Genomic DNA, 16,485 nt, shown 5'->3' with positions numbered 1-16,485 from the left:
AAGGCGTTCTGATGGTAGGTCCTCCGGGTACCGGTAAAACCCTGCTGGCGAAAGCCATCGCGGGTGAAGCGAAAGTCCCGTTCTTTACCATTTCAGGTTCTGACTTCGTTGAAATGTTCGTGGGTGTCGGTGCATCTCGTGTGCGTGACATGTTCGAGCAGGCCAAGAAGGCAGCACCGTGCATTATCTTCATCGATGAAATCGATGCCGTAGGCCGCCAGCGTGGCGCGGGTCTGGGCGGCGGTCACGATGAACGTGAACAGACTCTGAACCAGATGCTGGTTGAGATGGATGGCTTCGAAGGTAACGAAGGTATTATCGTTATCGCGGCAACTAACCGTCCGGACGTTCTTGACCCTGCGCTGCTGCGTCCAGGCCGTTTTGACCGTCAGGTTGTTGTTGGTCTGCCAGACGTTCGTGGTCGCGAGCAGATCCTGAAAGTGCATATGCGTCGCGTACCGCTGTCTCCGGACATCGATGCGGCAATCATTGCGCGCGGTACCCCGGGCTTCTCCGGTGCGGATCTCGCAAACCTGGTGAACGAAGCTGCGCTGTTTGCAGCCCGCGGCAACAAGCGCGTGGTGTCGATGGTTGAGTTCGAGAAAGCGAAAGACAAAATCATGATGGGTGCGGAACGCCGCTCCATGGTGATGACGGAAGCGCAGAAAGAGTCCACGGCTTACCACGAAGCAGGCCATGCGATTATTGGTCGCCTGGTGCCGGAACACGATCCGGTGCATAAAGTGACGATTATTCCGCGCGGTCGTGCGCTTGGCGTCACGTTCTTCCTGCCGGAAGGCGATGCTATCAGCGCCAGCCGTCAGAAGCTGGAAAGTCAGATTTCGACCCTGTACGGTGGTCGCCTGGCGGAAGAGATTATCTACGGTGTGGAACGTGTTTCTACCGGTGCGTCTAACGACATTAAAGTCGCGACCAACCTGGCACGTAACATGGTCACCCAGTGGGGCTTCTCCGACAAGCTGGGTCCGCTGCTGTATGCGGAAGAAGAGGGTGAAGTGTTCCTCGGTCGCTCCGTCGCAAAAGCGAAGCACATGTCCGACGAAACGGCGCGTATTATCGACCAGGAAGTGAAATTGCTCGTTGAACGTAACTACGGTCGCGCGCGTCAGATCCTGAACGAAAATATGGATATCCTGCATGCGATGAAAGATGCGCTCATGAAATATGAGACCATCGATGCACCGCAGATCGATGACCTGATGGCGCGTCGTGATGTGCGTCCGCCAGCGGGCTGGGAAGATCCAGGCACCTCCAACAACTCTGATAGCAATGGCACCCCTCGTGCACCGCGTCCGGTCGATGAACCGCGTACGCCGAACCCGGGTAACACCATGTCAGAACAGTTGGGCGACAAATAAGTCACTGCTGTCGATGATGTTCTCTTTACCTGAAACCCTGGGGCTTGCCCCGGGGTTTTTCTTGTCTGCTTAACTATAAAACCAGGGATTAGCCATGAAACTCTTCGCCCAGGATTCTTATCTCGATCTGTCGCATCCGCATGTGATGGGGATCCTGAACGTTACGCCAGACTCTTTCTCTGACGGTGGTACGCATAACACGCTCATTGAGGCGGTCAAGCACGCGAATATGATGATCAACGCCGGGGCGACGATTATTGATGTCGGCGGCGAGTCGACCCGTCCAGGTGCGGCGGATGTCAGCGTTGATGAAGAGTTGTCACGGGTGATCCCCGTGGTTGAAGCTATTGCCCAGCGATTCGAGGTCTGGATCTCGGTAGATACCTCCAAACCTGAGGTCATTCGCGAATCAGCGAGAGTGGGTGCTCACATTATTAATGACATTCGTTCCCTGACCGAACCGGGCGCGCTGGAGGCGGCGGCAGAGACGGGCCTGCCTGTCTGTCTGATGCATATGCAAGGCCAGCCGAAGACAATGCAGGAAGCGCCAAAGTACGAAGATGTGTTCGCCGATGTAAATCGCTACTTTATTGAGCAAATTGCACGCTGTGAACGTGCCGGTATCGCAAAAGAGAAATTGCTGCTCGACCCGGGATTCGGTTTCGGTAAAAATCTCTCTCATAACTACGAGCTTCTTGCGCGCTTATCTGAGTTTCACCATTTTGGCCTGCCGCTGCTGGTTGGAATGTCGCGAAAATCCATGATAGGACAACTGCTGAACGTGGGACCAACGGATCGCCTGAGCGGCAGTCTGGCCTGCGCGGTAATTGCTGCGATGCAGGGAGCACAAATTATTCGCGTCCATGACGTAAAAGAGACAGCAGAAGCTATGCGCGTGGTGGAAGCCACGCTGGCCGCTAAGGAAAACAACCGCTATGAGTAATCGTAAATTTTTTGGTACCGACGGCATTCGTGGACGCGTGGGCGATGCGCCAATCACACCTGAGTTTGTGCTGAAGTTAGGCTGGGCAGCAGGCAAGGTGCTGGCCAGTCACGGCTCACGTAAAATCATCATTGGCAAAGATACGCGTATCTCTGGCTATATGCTGGAATCGGCACTGGAAGCCGGCCTTTCTGCGGCGGGACTCTCTGCCTCCTTTACCGGACCAATGCCGACACCAGCGGTAGCCTATCTCACTCGTACCTTCCGCGCAGAAGCGGGGATTGTGATCTCAGCATCGCATAACCCGTTTTACGATAACGGCATCAAATTCTTCTCCATCGATGGCACCAAACTGCCGGACGATGTAGAAGAAGCCATTGAAGCGGAAATGGAAAAAGAGCTGACCTGCGTGGACTCCGCTGAGCTGGGTAAAGCCAGCCGCATCGTCGATGCTGCAGGTCGATACATTGAATTCTGCAAAGGCACGTTCCCGAATGAGCTGAGCCTGGGCCATCTGAAAATCGTGGTCGACTGCGCTAACGGTGCAACCTACCATATCGCGCCGAACGTGTTCCGCGAGCTGGGCGCGAAGGTTGTCGCCATTGGCTGTGAGCCAAACGGTGTCAACATTAACGAAGAAGTGGGCGCGACGGATGTCCGTGCCCTGCAGGCGCGCGTGTTGGCAGAGAAGGCCGATCTGGGGATAGCCTATGACGGCGACGGCGATCGCGTGATTATGGTTGACCACGAAGGCAATAAGGTGGATGGCGATCAGATCTTGTATATCATTGCCCGTGAAGGCCTGCGTCAGGGCCAGCTGCGCGGTGGTGCTGTCGGTACGCTGATGAGTAACATGGGGCTGGAGCTGGCGCTTAAGCAACTGGGCATCCCGTTTGCGCGCGCGAAAGTGGGCGACCGTTACGTGCTGGAAAAACTGCAGGAGAAAGGCTGGCGCATTGGAGCAGAAAACTCCGGCCACGTCATTCTGCTGGATAAAACCACCACCGGTGACGGCATCGTGGCGAGCCTGCAGGTGGTGGCTGCGATGGTGCGTAACCATATGACCCTTCACGATCTGTGCAGTGGAATGAAAATGTTCCCGCAGATCCTGGTCAACGTTCGCTTTACCGCAGGTAACGGCAACCCGCTGGAAAATGACAATGTGAAAGCGGTGATGGCTGAGGTGGAAGCGGCCTTAGGTTCCCGTGGTCGCGTTCTGCTGCGTAAGTCTGGCACCGAGCCGCTAATCCGCGTAATGGTGGAAGGTGAAGACGAAGCGCAGGTCACCGAGTTTGCGCACCGTATTGCGGATGCCGTTAAAGCGGCATAAGTGCGTTAAGTGACTAAAAAGGCGGTGCTTGCCGCCTTTATTTTGCACAATCCCTGCGGTTTTGCTGTTTTTTTCTGCAGTTGATACAATGTGCTGAAATTGCCCTTGCGAAGGCCATTCGCTTTGGTTAGTATTCACACCCGCTTCATCAGGAAACACGTTTTCCTGGTTATTGGTCGAAGCTTTGGTATGCGGCAAATCCGCAAGGAACAGGTTGATTATGTACGAAGCTCTTTTGGTAGTTTTCCTTATTGTAGCCATCGCTCTGGTAGCGCTGATTATGCTGCAGCAAGGTAAAGGCGCTGATATGGGAGCCTCCTTTGGAGCAGGCGCTTCTGGTACGCTGTTCGGTTCAAGTGGTTCTGGTAACTTCATGACCCGTGCAACGGCGATTCTGGCAACGCTGTTTTTCATTATCAGTCTGGCGCTGGGCAATATCAACAGCAACAAGACCAGTAAAGGAAGTGAGTGGGAAAATCTGAGCGCACCGGCGAAATCCGAGCAGACTCAGTCAGCAGCGCCGGCTAAGCCGACCAGCGATATCCCGCAGTAATAGTAGTATCCGTGCTGAGGTGGTGGAATTGGTAGACACGCTACCTTGAGGTGGTAGTGCCCTAACGGGCTTGTGGGTTCGAGTCCCATCCTCAGTACCAATATTCCGAAAAAAAAGACATCGCAGGATGTCTTTTTTTTCGTCTGTACACTGTGGTTTTACAGTGTAGGCCGGGCCTACAACTACAGCAGCCAAAGAAAAAGGCGCCTTCAGGCGCCTTTTGCATTTCTGCTCAGTGATTACTTGTCGCTGCTTTCCAGATTCTCAACCTGCGGCAGGCCGTTGCTGCTTGATACAGAGAGCAGGCCGTTTTCAGTGTATGTGAACAGCTTGGCGCGAGTATCGGTAATATCCAGATTACGCATGGTCAGCTGGCCAATACGATCGTCCGGGGAGAACACTGAATCACCTTTCTCCATTGTCAGACGTTCTGCCTGGTAGGTAAGGTTGTCAGATACCGTGTTCAGGATCGAGTAGTCGTTACCACGACGCAGTTCCAGCGTGACTTCACCCGTGATTGCGCTTGCCACCCAGCGTTGTAACGCGTCACGCAGCATCAGTGCCTGTGGATCGAACCAGCGGCCCTGATACAGCAGTTTACCCAGCTGGCGACCGTGCGAGTGATATTGCTCAATGGTGTCTTCGTTGTGAATTCCGGTCAGCAGACGCTCGTAAGCGATATGCAGCAGCGCCATCCCAGGAGCTTCATAGATGCCACGGCTTTTCGCTTCGATGATACGGTTTTCAATTTGATCGCTCATCCCCAGGCCGTGACGACCGCCGATGCGGTTTGCTTCCAGCATCAGTTCAACGTCATCAGAGAAGGTTTGACCGTTCAGGGCAACCGGATGACCACGTTCAAAACGAACGGTTACTTCTTCAGCCTGAATTTTGACGTTTTCGTCCCAGAACTTCACGCCCATGATCGGGTTAACGATCTTCACGCTGGAGTTCAGGAATTCGAGGTCTTTGGCTTCGTGCGTCGCACCCAGCATGTTGGAGTCAGTGGAGTAGGCTTTTTCTACGGACATCTTGTAGTCAAAGCCGCAGGCGATCATGAACTCGGACATTTCATGACGGCCACCGAGTTCATCAATGAAGTCAGTATCCAGCCACGGTTTGTAAATCTGCAGTTCCGCGTTGGTCAGCAGACCGTAACGATAGAAACGCTCAATGTCGTTACCTTTATAGGTACTGCCGTCACCCCAGATATTGACGCCATCGTCTTTCATGGCAGCAACCAGCATGGTGCCGGTAACGGCACGGCCCAGCGGGGTGGTGTTGAAGTAGGTAAGGCCACCGGTGGTATTGTGGAATGCGCCACACTGGATGGCGGCAATGCCTTCTGCAACCAGCTGCTTACGGCAGTCAATCAGGCGAGCATTTTCTGCACCGTACTCCATGGCGCGACGAGGAATTGCATCGTAATCGTCCTCATCCGGCTGCCCAAGGTTCGCAGTATATGCATAAGGAACTGCTCCCTTCTGGCGCATCCACAGCAGTGCAGCGCTGGTATCCAGGCCGCCAGAAAAAGCGATGCCAATACGTTGTCCTTGCGGAAGATGCTTGAGAATCGTCGTCATAAAATAAAACCCTGCTTGATTGACTGATGAGTGATCGCTTTCACTCTAAATGCATTTTTATGCAAAATAAGTGAGTTTTCATTTAATCATCTTTTGACGAGTACCGGAAGAGATTCGTGGATTATTTGTAAAAATATCCCGTCTGAACACCTGAGGTTGCTGGGGTTGACAGGCGACCTTCGCTATCAATATACTGTACGCCGATTTTACGTCCCGTCCTCGGTACCAAATCCCAGCATTATTTGCATTTTTTACCCACAACGAGTAGAATTTGCCACGTTTCAGGCGCGGGGTGGAGCAGCCTGGTAGCTCGTCGGGCTCATAACCCGAAGGTCGTCGGTTCAAATCCGGCCCCCGCAACCACTTTCCTGTAAAGTCCTTTTTCAAATATACTGTGAAGACCTGGCGCCTTCGTAGCTGGATTTGAAAAAATTCTTTTTGAAAGTGTTCCAGGCCACAGCTGTGGCTATAGGGTTCAGTTATCTAAAGCCCCGATTTATCGGGGTTTTTTGTTATCTGACTACAGAATAACTGGGCTTTACGCCCTTTTTTTATGTCTTCTTGGGGGTGGGCTTGTCCACATTAGAGCAAAAATTAACAGAGATGATTACAGCACCAGTCGAAGCACTGGGCTACGAACTGGTCGGCATCGAATTTATTCGCAGCCGCACATCCACGCTGCGCATCTATATTGATAGTGAAGATGGCATCAATGTTGATGATTGTGCTGATGTCAGCCACCAGGTGAGTGCGGTTCTGGATGTTGAAGAGCCGATTACCGTTGCCTACAACCTGGAAGTCTCCTCGCCTGGTCTCGATCGCCCTATGTTCACGGCTGAACACTATACGCGCTTTACTGGTGAAGAAGTGGCTCTCGTTCTGCGCATGGCCGTACAGAACCGCCGTAAATGGCAAGGCGTTATTAAAGCCGTTGACGGTGAGATGATCACGGTTACAGTCGAAGGCAAAGATGAAGTGTTCGCGCTGAGTAATATCCAGAAGGCGAACCTGGTTCCCCACTTTTAACAGTCTGGATTGAGGTGAAAAGCCCGCGATGAACAAAGAAATTTTGGCTGTTGTTGAAGCCGTTTCCAACGAAAAATCACTGCCGCGTGAGAAGATTTTCGAAGCGCTGGAAAGTGCACTGGCTACGGCAACTAAGAAAAAATACGAACAAGAGATCGATGTCCGCGTAGAAATCGATCGTAAAAGCGGTGACTTCGATACTTTCCGTCGTTGGATTATTGTTGAGGAAGTGACTCAGCCAACGAAAGAGATCACGCTGGAAGCAGCACGTTACGAAGATGAAAGCCTGAACGTTGACGACTACGTTGAAGATCAGATTGAATCCGTTACTTTCGACCGTATCACGACGCAGACAGCGAAACAGGTTATCGTACAGAAAGTACGTGAAGCCGAACGCGCAATGGTTGTTGACCAGTTCCGTGAGCACGAAGGCGAGATCATCACTGGCGTGGTGAAGAAAGTTAACCGCGACAACATCTCCCTGGATCTGGGTAGCAACGCAGAAGCGGTAATTATGCGTGAAGATATGCTGCCTCGTGAAAACTTCCGTCCGGGTGACCGCATTCGTGGCGTACTGTATTCCGTGCGTCCAGAAGCCCGCGGTGCGCAGCTGTTTGTGACGCGTTCTAAGCCTGAAATGCTGATCGAACTGTTCCGCATTGAAGTGCCAGAAATCGGCGAAGAAGTTATCGAGATCAAAGCCGCGGCCCGCGATCCGGGTTCCCGTGCGAAAATCGCGGTAAAAACCAACGACAAGCGTATCGATCCGGTCGGTGCTTGCGTCGGTATGCGTGGCGCGCGCGTTCAGGCAGTATCGACTGAACTGGGCGGCGAGCGTATTGATATCGTTCTGTGGGATGATAACCCGGCGCAGTTTGTGATTAATGCAATGGCACCGGCTGATGTAGCGTCTATCGTTGTAGACGAAGACAAGCACACCATGGATATCGCCGTTGAAGCCGGTAATCTGGCGCAGGCGATCGGCCGTAATGGTCAGAACGTGCGTCTGGCTTCGCAGCTGAGCGGCTGGGAACTCAATGTGATGACCGTTGACGACCTGCAGGCTAAGCATCAGGCTGAAGCGCATGCGGCGATTGATACCTTCACTAAATACCTTGAAATTGACGAAGAGTTCGCCACTGTTCTGGTTGAAGAAGGTTTCTCATCCCTTGAAGAACTGGCCTATGTGCCAATGAAAGAACTGCTGGAAATTGACGGCCTGGATGAAGCCACCGTTGAAGCCCTGCGTGAACGCGCTAAAAACGCACTGACCACCCTGGCACTGGCTCAGGAAGAAAGCCTTGGTGATAACAAGCCGGCTGATGACCTGCTGAATCTGGAAGGTCTTGATCGTGCGATTGCGTTCAAGCTGGCTGCCCGTGGTGTTTGTACGCTGGAAGATCTCGCTGAACAAGGCGTTGATGACCTGGCTGATATCGAAGGTTTAACCGACGAGAAAGCCGGCGAGCTCATCATGGCCGCACGTAATATTTGCTGGTTCGGCGACGAAGCGTAATAAACTGTAGCAGGAAGGAACAGCATGACTGATGTAACTGTAAAAACGCTGGCTGCTGAAATTCAGACCTCCGTGGATCGCCTGGTACAGCAATTTGCTGATGCAGGGATCCCGAAAGCCGCTGATGACTCAGTGACCGCGCAAGAGAAACAAACCTTGTTATCGCACCTGAACCGTGAACACGGTTCGGCGCCTGACAAACTGACGTTACAGCGCAAAACGCGCAGTACGTTAAACGTTCCTGGTACCGGTGGAAAAAGCAAATCGGTACAAATCGAAGTCCGCAAGACACGCACCTTTGTAAAACGTGATCCGCAAGAGGCTGAACGCCTTGCCGCGGAAGAGCAGGCGCAGCGTGAAGCGGAAGACCAAGCTAAGCGTGAGGCGGAAGCAACCGCTAAGCGTGAGGCAGAATTAAAAGCTGAACGTGAGGCCGCAGAAAAAGCGAAGCGCGACGCCAGTGATAAAGCGAAGCGCGAAGCTGCGGAAAAAGACAAAGTGAGCAATCAACAGACTGACGATATGACCAAAACTGCCCAAACGGATAAAGCCCGTCGCGAAAACGAAGCAGCCGATCTTAAGCGTAAAGCCGAAGAAGAAGCACGCCGCAAGCTTGAAGAAGATGCGCGTCGTGTTGCTGAAGAAGCCCGCCGTATGGCGGAAGAAAATGCCGGTGTGTGGGCAGAGCAAGAGAAAGCTAAAGGTGAAGAGGATAAGAGCGATTATCACGTCACCACTTCTCAGCACGCACGCCAGGCTGAAGACGAAAACGACCGTGAAGTTGAAGCGGGTCGTAGCCGTGCGCGTACCGCAACAAAAGCTGCCCGTCCTCAGAAGAAAGGCAACAAGCACTCTGAGTCTAAAGCTGACCGTGAAGAAGCACGTGCAGCGGGACGCGGTGGTAAAGGCGGCAAACGTAAAGGTTCCGCACTGCAGCAGGGCTTCCAGAAGCCAGCGCAGGCCGTTAACCGTGACGTTGTGATCGGCGAAACCATCACTGTTGGCGAACTGGCTAACAAGATGGCAGTTAAAGGCTCTCAGGTCATCAAAGCGATGATGAAGCTGGGCGCAATGGCCACCATCAACCAGGTCATCGACCAGGAAACCGCACAGCTGGTTGCCGAAGAGATGGGCCACAAAGTTATCCTGCGTCGTGAAAACGAGCTGGAAGAAGCGGTAATGAGCGACCGTGACACTGGCGCAGCGGCAGAAGCCCGCGCACCGGTTGTAACCATCATGGGTCACGTTGACCACGGTAAAACCTCTCTGCTGGACTACATTCGTTCAACGAAAGTGGCCTCTGGCGAAGCGGGCGGCATTACCCAGCACATCGGTGCTTATCACGTTGAAACTGACAACGGAATGATCACCTTCCTGGATACCCCGGGTCACGCCGCGTTTACCTCGATGCGTGCTCGTGGTGCTCAGGCAACGGATATCGTTGTTCTGGTTGTAGCGGCAGACGATGGCGTGATGCCACAGACTATCGAAGCTATCCAGCACGCGAAAGCGGCGCAGGTGCCGGTTGTTGTTGCAGTGAACAAAATCGATAAGCCTGAAGCGGACATGGATCGCGTTAAAAACGAGCTGTCCCAGTACGGTGTTATGCCGGAAGAGTGGGGCGGTGAGTCTCAGTTCATCCCAGTATCTGCAAAAGTGGGTACCGGTATTGATGACCTGCTGAACGCTATCCTGCTGCAGGCTGAAGTTCTGGAGCTGAAAGCGGTTCGCAACGGTATGGCAAGCGGCGCGGTAATCGAATCCTTCCTGGATAAAGGCCGTGGCCCGGTCGCAACCGTTCTGGTTCGCGAAGGTACCCTGAACAAGGGCGATATCGTGCTGTGTGGCTTCGAATATGGCCGTGTTCGTGCAATGCGTGACGAACTGGGTCGTGAAGTTCTGGAAGCGGGTCCGTCCATTCCGGTGGAAATCCTGGGTCTGTCCGGTGTTCCGGCAGCCGGTGATGAAGTGACCGTTGTGCGTGACGAGAAAAAAGCGCGTGAAGTTGCACTGTATCGTCAGGGCAAATTCCGTGAAGTTAAGCTGGCTCGTCAGCAGAAATCCAAACTCGAGAACATGTTCGCCAACATGACCGAAGGCGAAGTTCACGAAGTGAACGTCGTACTGAAGGCAGACGTTCAGGGTTCCGTAGAAGCGATTTCCGATTCCTTACTGAAACTGTCTACCGACGAAGTGAAAGTGAAGATCATCGGTTCTGGCGTAGGTGGTATCACCGAAACCGACGCAACCCTGGCTGCGGCTTCCAACGCAATTCTGGTTGGCTTTAACGTACGTGCTGACGCATCTGCGCGTAAAGTTATCGACTCCGAAAGCCTGGATCTGCGCTACTACTCCGTCATCTATCATCTGATCGACGAAGTGAAAGCGGCGATGAGCGGCATGCTGTCTCCGGAACTGAAACAGCAGATCATCGGTCTGGCTGAAGTGCGCGACGTGTTCAAATCACCGAAATTCGGTGCAATCGCGGGCTGTATGGTTACCGAAGGCACGATCAAACGTCACAACCCAATCCGCGTACTGCGCGACAACGTGGTTATCTATGAAGGCGAGCTGGAATCCCTGCGCCGCTTCAAAGATGACGTTAACGAAGTCCGTAACGGCATGGAATGTGGTATCGGCGTTAAGAACTACAACGACGTTCGCGTTGGCGACATGATCGAAGTGTTCGAAATCATCGAGATCAAACGTAGCATCGATTAATCTTCACAAGATTAATGGAATCAAGGCCGGGTAAGCGAAGCGCCACCCGGCAAGAATTATCAAAAGGGGCTTTTAGCCCCTTTTTTGTCTGGAGAATTTATTATGGCGAAAGAATTTGGTCGCCCACAGCGCGTTTCCCAGGAGATGCAAAAAGAGATCGCTATCATCCTGCAGCGCGAAATTAAAGACCCGCGTCTGGGCATGATGACGACCGTATCCGGTGTTGAAGTGTCTCGCGATCTGGCCTATGCCAAAGTGTTCGTGACCTTCCTGAACGATAAAGATGAAGCGGCAGTTAAGCTCGGCATCAAGGCACTGCAGGATGCGTCTGGCTTTATCCGCTCTCTGCTCGGCAAAGCGATGCGCCTGCGTATCGTGCCGGAACTGACCTTCTTCTACGACAACTCACTGGTCGAAGGGATGCGCATGTCCAACCTGGTCACCAGCGTGGTGAAACAGGATGATGAGCGTCGTGTAAACCCGGACGATAGCAAGGAGGACTGATGAGTCGTCCTCGTCGTCGCGGTCGCGATGTGCACGGCGTCCTGCTGCTGGATAAACCTCAGGGGGCCTCCAGCAACGACGTGCTGCAAAAAGTAAAGCGTCTCTATAATGCCAACCGTGCCGGGCATACCGGCGCGCTGGATCCGCTGGCGACGGGCATGCTGCCGGTTTGCCTGGGCGAAGCGACGAAGTTTTCCCAGTATCTGCTGGATTCGGACAAGCGTTACCGCGTGATTGCGAAGCTGGGTCAACGCACCGATACCTCCGATGCGGATGGTTTGGTCGTTGAAGAGCGTCCAGTGACGTTCACTGCTGAGCAGCTTGATGCGGCTCTGGACAGTTTCCGTGGCGACATCCAGCAAGTACCGTCGATGTACTCTGCGCTGAAATATCAGGGCAAGAAACTCTACGAATACGCGCGTCAGGGTATCGACGTGCCGCGCGAAGCCCGCCCAATCACGGTCTATGAACTGTTGTTTATTCGTCACGAAGGTGATGAGCTGGAACTGGAAGTGCACTGTTCAAAAGGCACTTACATCCGCACCATCATCGACGATCTGGGTGAAAAACTGGGCTGCGGTGCGCACGTTATTTATCTCCGCCGTCTGGCCGTGAGTAAATATCCGGCGGAACGTATGGTCACGCTGGAGCAGTTGCATGCGCTGGTTGAACAGGCGCAGGAGCAGGACATCCCGGCAGCTGATTTACTGGATCCGCTGCTGATGCCAATGGACAGTCCGGCGTCGGACTACCCGGTGGTGAATCTGCCGTTAACCTCGTCCGTGTACTTTAAAAACGGTAATCCGGTTCGCACGCCTGACGTCCCTTATCAAGGGCTGGTGCGGGTGACGGAAGGTGAGCACAACGCCTTTATCGGCATGGGTGAAATTGACGACGAAGGGCGCGTTGCTCCGCGCCGTCTGGTGGTTGAATATCCGGCATAAGCTGACGGCTTACCTTGCGATAAGCAGGGGAGGCGGGTAGAATATTGCCGCTTAACGTCTGGCAAATTGTTTAACAATTGGCGAGCGTTATACATGGGATAGCTGAATTAGAGATCGGCATCCTTACATTCTTTATACTTTGGAGTTTTAAAATGTCTCTAAGCGTTGAAGCTAAAGCTAAAATCGTTTCTGAGTTTGGTCGTGATGCTAACGACAGCGGTTCTACCGAAGTTCAGGTTGCACTGCTGACTGCACAGATTAACCACCTGCAGGGTCACTTTGCAGAGCACAAAAAAGATCACCACAGCCGTCGTGGTCTGCTGCGTATGGTTTCTCAGCGTCGTAAACTGCTCGACTACCTGAAACGTAAAGATGTTGCACGCTACACCGCGCTGATCGAGCGTCTGGGTCTGCGTCGCTAAGTCTTGCGAGTTTCAGAAAAGGGGGCCTTATGGCCCCTTTTTTCAACCAGGCCGCAGCAATTCACTGGAAACTAATGTATTGTTGCTATAAATGATCTTCATTGCAGAGGTTCGCGCGGCTAATGAGAGGCTTTACCCATTTGGGTTAAGGTTGTCATTAGTCGCGAGGATGCGAAGAAGGTCCTGTTTTAACGTCAGCACGCCTCTGGTGTGCTGTCATTCATTTAAGAAAGGACAGAATCTTGCTGAATCCGATCGTTCGCAAATTCCAGTACGGTCAGCACACCGTTACGCTGGAAACCGGTATGATGGCGCGTCAGGCCACTGCTGCCGTTATGGTTAGCATGGATGACACTGCTGTATTCGTGACCGTGGTAGGCCAGAAAAAAACCAAACCGGGCCAGGACTTCTTCCCGCTGACCGTTAACTATCAGGAGCGTACTTACGCTGCTGGTAAAATCCCGGGTGGCTTCTTCCGTCGTGAAGGCCGTCCAAGCGAAGGCGAAACCCTGATTGCGCGTCTGATTGACCGCCCGGTTCGCCCGCTGTTCCCGGAAGGTTTCATTAACGAAGTTCAGGTTATTGCTACCGTTGTTTCCGTTAACCCACAGGTTAACCCGGATATCGTGGCGATGATCGGTGCCTCTGCGGCCCTGTCACTGTCTGGTCTTCCGTTCAACGGCCCAATTGGTTCTGCACGTGTGGGTTACATCAATGACCAGTACGTTCTGAACCCGACTCAGGATGAGCTGAAAGAAAGTAAGCTGGACCTGGTTGTTGCCGGTACCGAAGCTGCAGTACTGATGGTTGAATCCGAAGCAGAACTGCTGAGCGAAGACCAGATGCTGGGCGCTGTGGTCTTTGGCCACGAGCAGCAGCAGATCGTTATCCAGAACATCAACGAACTGGTGAAAGAAGCCGGTAAACCACGTTGGGACTGGCAGCCAGAAGCAGTGAACGAAGCGCTGAACGCGCGCGTTGCAGCCCAGGCTGAAGCACGTCTGAGCGATGCATACCGCATCACTGACAAACAAGCGCGTTATGCGCAGGTTGACGTCATCAAAGCTGAAGCCATTGCGGCACTGGTTGCAGAAGATGAATCCCTGGACGCTAACGAGCTGGGCGAAATTCTGCACGCTATCGAGAAAAACGTTGTTCGTAGCCGCGTTCTGGCAGGCGAGCCGCGTATCGATGGCCGTGAAAAAGACATGATCCGTGGTCTGGATGTGCGTACTGGCGTGCTGCCACGTACTCACGGTTCTGCACTGTTCACCCGTGGCGAAACTCAGGCGCTGGTTACCGCGACTCTGGGTACTGCACGTGACGCGCAGAACATCGACGAACTGATGGGCGATCGCACTGACAGCTTCCTGTTCCACTACAACTTCCCTCCGTACTGCGTAGGTGAAACCGGTATGGTTGGCTCGCCGAAGCGTCGTGAAATTGGTCACGGTCGTCTGGCGAAGCGCGGCGTACTGGCTGTAATGCCAGATTCTGACAAATTCCCGTACACCGTTCGTGTGGTTTCTGAAATCACCGAATCTAACGGTTCTTCTTCCATGGCTTCCGTATGTGGCGCATCTCTGGCGCTGATGGATGCAGGCGTGCCGATCAAAGCCGCTGTTGCGGGTATCGCAATGGGTCTGGTGAAAGAAGGCGAGAACTTCGTGGTTCTGTCTGACATCCTGGGCGATGAAGATCACCTGGGTGATATGGACTTCAAAGTGGCGGGTTCCCGCGACGGTATCTCTGCGCTGCAGATGGATATCAAAATTGAAGGTATCACCAAAGAGATCATGCACGCTGCACTGAACCAGGCTAAAGGTGCGCGTCTGCACATCCTGAGCGTGATGGAACAGGCGATTAACGCGCCACGTGGCGATATTTCTCAGTTCGCACCGCGTATCCACACCATTAAGATCAGCCCGGACAAGATCAAAGACGTGATCGGTAAAGGCGGTTCTGTTATCCGTGCTCTGACCGAAGAGACCGGCACCACCATCGAAATCGAAGATGACGGTACTGTGAAGATCGCAGCGACCGACGGTGAAAAAGCGAAATTCGCTATCCGTCGTATCGAAGAGATCACTGCAGAGATCGAAGTGGGCCGCATCTACAATGGTAAAGTGACCCGTATCGTTGACTTTGGCGCATTCGTTGCCATCGGTGGCGGTAAAGAAGGTCTGGTTCACATCTCTCAGATCGCTGACAAGCGCGTTGAGAAAGTGACCGATTACCTGCAGATGAACCAGGAAGTACCGGTTAAAGTTCTGGAAGTTGACCGCCAGGGCCGTATCCGTCTGAGCATTAAAGAAGCGACCGAGCAGTCCTCTACCGCTGCGCCGGAAGCTCCGGCTAGCCAACAGGGCGAGTAAGCTTGCCGTTTGCCCTCCGCGTATGCGGAGGGCTTGTTATCAGGCAGGACGCCTTGTTGAGCCGCCGGGGGACAGGACGTTCATCCAATAGTTGTCTTCGGGAGTGGGAAATGAAGCCTTTTCTGCGCTGGTGTTTCGTTGCGACAGCTTTGACGCTGGCAGGATGCAGCAACTCTGCCTGGCGTAAAAGTGAAGTCCTCGCAGTGCCACTGCAACCGACTTTGCAGCAGGAAGTGATTCTGGCACGCATGGAACAAATTCTTGCCAGTCGGGCTTTAACCGATGATGAACGCGCACAGCTTTTATATGAGCGCGGAGTGTTGTATGATAGTCTCGGTCTGAGGGCACTGGCGCGAAATGATTTTTCACAAGCGTTAGCGATCCGACCGGATATGCCGGAAGTATTCAATTACTTAGGCATTTATTTAACGCAGGCAGGCAATTTTGATGCTGCCTATGAAGCGTTTGATTCTGTACTTGAGCTTGATCCAACTTACAACTACGCGCACTTGAATCGCGGTATCGCCCTCTATTACGGCGGTCGTGACAAGCTAGCGCAAGATGATCTGCTGGCGTTTTATCAAGACGATCCTAATGATCCTTTCCGTAGCCTGTGGCTTTACGTCGTTGAGCAGAAGCTCGATCCGAAGCAGGCAAAAGAGGCGTTAAATCAGCGCTTCGACAAATCGGACAAGGAACAATGGGGATGGAATATTGTCGAGTTCTACCTGGGGAACATTAGCGAAGCAACGCTGATGGAACGCCTCAAGGCGGACGCAACGGATAACACCTCGCTCGCTGAGCATCTCAGTGAAACCAACTTCTATTTAGGTAAGTACTACCTAAGTCTGGGGGATATGGACAGCGCCACGGCACTGTTCAAATTAGCGGTTGCTAACAACGTACACAACTATGTTGAGCACCGTTATGCATTGTTGGAATTATCGCTCTTGGGCCAGGAGCATGACGACCTGGCAGAATCGGACCAGCAATAGCTGACGTCAACACATCAGCCCGTAATCATTTTTTTTGATTGCCATCATCTTCACGGGTGAGGGCGTTGTTGTTCGTCAATACACCTACTTTGAGCCGGTTCACACTTTTCAATGAAAATTGCTAATCATTTTCACGACGAGTTATGTAGACTGGCCGCCATTAATATCGAGGCACTTGTACTACATGGCTGAAT

General features: G+C 53.0%; 14 protein-coding genes and 2 tRNA genes. 15 read left to right on the top strand and 1 reads right to left on the bottom strand.

Annotation, left to right across the window (positions count from 1 at the left end; genetic code table 11):
- The 5 genes from ftsH to ACRDD5_RS11090 form a co-directional block, all read left to right on the top strand.
- A partial coding sequence (ftsH, locus tag ACRDD5_RS11110) for an ATP-dependent zinc metalloprotease FtsH (RefSeq protein WP_438676784.1) occupies positions 1-1,379 on the top strand: 1,379 nt, incomplete at its 5' end.
- A 94-nt stretch (positions 1,380-1,473) separates the two neighbouring features.
- Complete coding sequence (gene folP, locus ACRDD5_RS11105) at positions 1,474-2,322, top strand: dihydropteroate synthase (RefSeq protein WP_271284375.1); 849 nt, start codon at positions 1,474-1,476, stop codon at positions 2,320-2,322.
- Positions 2,315-3,652, top strand: coding sequence for a phosphoglucosamine mutase (gene glmM / locus ACRDD5_RS11100; protein ID WP_438676783.1), 1,338 nt, complete (start codon positions 2,315-2,317; stop codon positions 3,650-3,652). The genes folP and glmM overlap by 8 nt, the downstream gene beginning before the upstream one ends.
- 220 nt (positions 3,653-3,872) lie before the next feature.
- On the top strand, positions 3,873-4,205 hold the full coding sequence (gene secG / locus ACRDD5_RS11095; RefSeq protein WP_271284377.1) for a preprotein translocase subunit SecG: 333 nt from the start codon (positions 3,873-3,875) through the stop codon (positions 4,203-4,205).
- A gap of 13 nt (positions 4,206-4,218) precedes the next feature.
- Positions 4,219-4,305: transfer RNA gene (locus tag ACRDD5_RS11090), tRNA-Leu, on the top strand.
- A 139-nt stretch (positions 4,306-4,444) separates the two neighbouring features.
- Here the strand turns inward: ACRDD5_RS11090 and argG are convergent.
- Positions 4,445-5,788: an argininosuccinate synthase gene (argG, locus tag ACRDD5_RS11085; protein WP_271284378.1), complete on the bottom strand. Its 1,344-nt coding sequence runs from the start codon at positions 5,786-5,788 to the stop codon at positions 4,445-4,447.
- A 286-nt stretch (positions 5,789-6,074) separates the two neighbouring features.
- Between argG and ACRDD5_RS11080 the strand changes: the two genes are divergently transcribed.
- The 10 genes from ACRDD5_RS11080 to yrbN all read left to right on the top strand — a co-directional run bounded on the left by ACRDD5_RS11080 (position 6,075) and on the right by yrbN (position 16,483).
- Positions 6,075-6,151 (top strand) — tRNA-Met (locus tag ACRDD5_RS11080).
- Positions 6,152-6,361: 210 nt separating this feature from the next.
- Complete coding sequence (gene rimP, locus ACRDD5_RS11075; RefSeq protein ID WP_271284379.1) at positions 6,362-6,814, top strand: ribosome maturation factor RimP; 453 nt, start codon at positions 6,362-6,364, stop codon at positions 6,812-6,814.
- 28 nt (positions 6,815-6,842) lie between these two features.
- On the top strand, positions 6,843-8,330 hold the full coding sequence (nusA, locus tag ACRDD5_RS11070) for a transcription termination factor NusA (RefSeq protein ID WP_271284380.1): 1,488 nt from the start codon (positions 6,843-6,845) through the stop codon (positions 8,328-8,330).
- 24 nt (positions 8,331-8,354) lie between these two features.
- The gene (gene infB, locus ACRDD5_RS11065; protein ID WP_271284381.1) at positions 8,355-11,051 is read left to right on the top strand and encodes a translation initiation factor IF-2; all 2,697 of its coding nucleotides are present in this window, start codon (positions 8,355-8,357) and stop codon (positions 11,049-11,051) included.
- A 102-nt stretch (positions 11,052-11,153) separates the two neighbouring features.
- Positions 11,154-11,555 carry a 30S ribosome-binding factor RbfA gene (gene rbfA / locus ACRDD5_RS11060; RefSeq protein ID WP_271268294.1) on the top strand — a complete coding sequence of 134 codons (402 nt, stop codon included), beginning with the start codon at positions 11,154-11,156 and terminating at the stop codon, positions 11,553-11,555.
- Positions 11,555-12,499 carry a tRNA pseudouridine(55) synthase TruB gene (gene truB / locus ACRDD5_RS11055; protein WP_271284382.1) on the top strand — a complete coding sequence of 315 codons (945 nt, stop codon included), beginning with the start codon at positions 11,555-11,557 and terminating at the stop codon, positions 12,497-12,499. Before rbfA ends, truB begins: the two co-directional genes overlap by 1 nt.
- A gap of 152 nt (positions 12,500-12,651) precedes the next feature.
- Entirely contained in the window at positions 12,652-12,921 is a 270-nt protein-coding gene (gene rpsO, locus ACRDD5_RS11050; RefSeq protein ID WP_032614416.1) for a 30S ribosomal protein S15, read from the top strand.
- Positions 12,922-13,163: 242 nt separating this feature from the next.
- Positions 13,164-15,296 carry a polyribonucleotide nucleotidyltransferase gene (gene pnp / locus ACRDD5_RS11045; protein ID WP_438676782.1) on the top strand — a complete coding sequence of 711 codons (2,133 nt, stop codon included), beginning with the start codon at positions 13,164-13,166 and terminating at the stop codon, positions 15,294-15,296.
- Between the two features lie 110 nt (positions 15,297-15,406).
- Positions 15,407-16,291, top strand: a complete 885-nt coding sequence (gene nlpI / locus ACRDD5_RS11040) for a lipoprotein NlpI (protein WP_271284384.1) — start codon at positions 15,407-15,409, stop codon at positions 16,289-16,291.
- A gap of 111 nt (positions 16,292-16,402) precedes the next feature.
- Entirely contained in the window at positions 16,403-16,483 is an 81-nt protein-coding gene (gene yrbN / locus ACRDD5_RS11035) for a protein YrbN (protein WP_097919743.1), read from the top strand.
- Positions 16,484-16,485 lie beyond the last annotated feature (2 nt).

The sequence above is a fragment of the Silvania sp. genome, assembly GCF_051656365.1.
In the GTDB taxonomy this organism is placed as follows: domain Bacteria; phylum Pseudomonadota; class Gammaproteobacteria; order Enterobacterales; family Enterobacteriaceae; genus Enterobacter; species Enterobacter hatchlandensis.
This window is presented reverse-complemented; position numbering and strand designations above follow the sequence as displayed.

What these genes read in the sequence shown, in the direction of transcription:
- folP (WP_271284375.1), top strand. Translation starts at nt 1,474, where the DNA reads ATGAAACTCTTCGCCCAGGATTCTTATCTCGATCTGTCGCATCCGCAT.
- glmM (WP_438676783.1), top strand. Translation starts at nt 2,315, where the DNA reads ATGAGTAATCGTAAATTTTTTGGTACCGACGGCATTCGTGGACGCGTG.
- secG (WP_271284377.1), top strand. Translation starts at nt 3,873, where the DNA reads ATGTACGAAGCTCTTTTGGTAGTTTTCCTTATTGTAGCCATCGCTCTG.
- argG (WP_271284378.1), bottom strand. Translation starts at nt 5,788, where the DNA reads ATGACGACGATTCTCAAGCATCTTCCGCAAGGACAACGTATTGGCATC.
- nusA (WP_271284380.1), top strand. Translation starts at nt 6,843, where the DNA reads ATGAACAAAGAAATTTTGGCTGTTGTTGAAGCCGTTTCCAACGAAAAA.
- infB (WP_271284381.1), top strand. Translation starts at nt 8,355, where the DNA reads ATGACTGATGTAACTGTAAAAACGCTGGCTGCTGAAATTCAGACCTCC.
- rbfA (WP_271268294.1), top strand. Translation starts at nt 11,154, where the DNA reads ATGGCGAAAGAATTTGGTCGCCCACAGCGCGTTTCCCAGGAGATGCAA.
- truB (WP_271284382.1), top strand. Translation starts at nt 11,555, where the DNA reads ATGAGTCGTCCTCGTCGTCGCGGTCGCGATGTGCACGGCGTCCTGCTG.
- rpsO (WP_032614416.1), top strand. Translation starts at nt 12,652, where the DNA reads ATGTCTCTAAGCGTTGAAGCTAAAGCTAAAATCGTTTCTGAGTTTGGT.
- nlpI (WP_271284384.1), top strand. Translation starts at nt 15,407, where the DNA reads ATGAAGCCTTTTCTGCGCTGGTGTTTCGTTGCGACAGCTTTGACGCTG.
- yrbN (WP_097919743.1), top strand. Translation starts at nt 16,403, where the DNA reads ATGAAAATTGCTAATCATTTTCACGACGAGTTATGTAGACTGGCCGCC.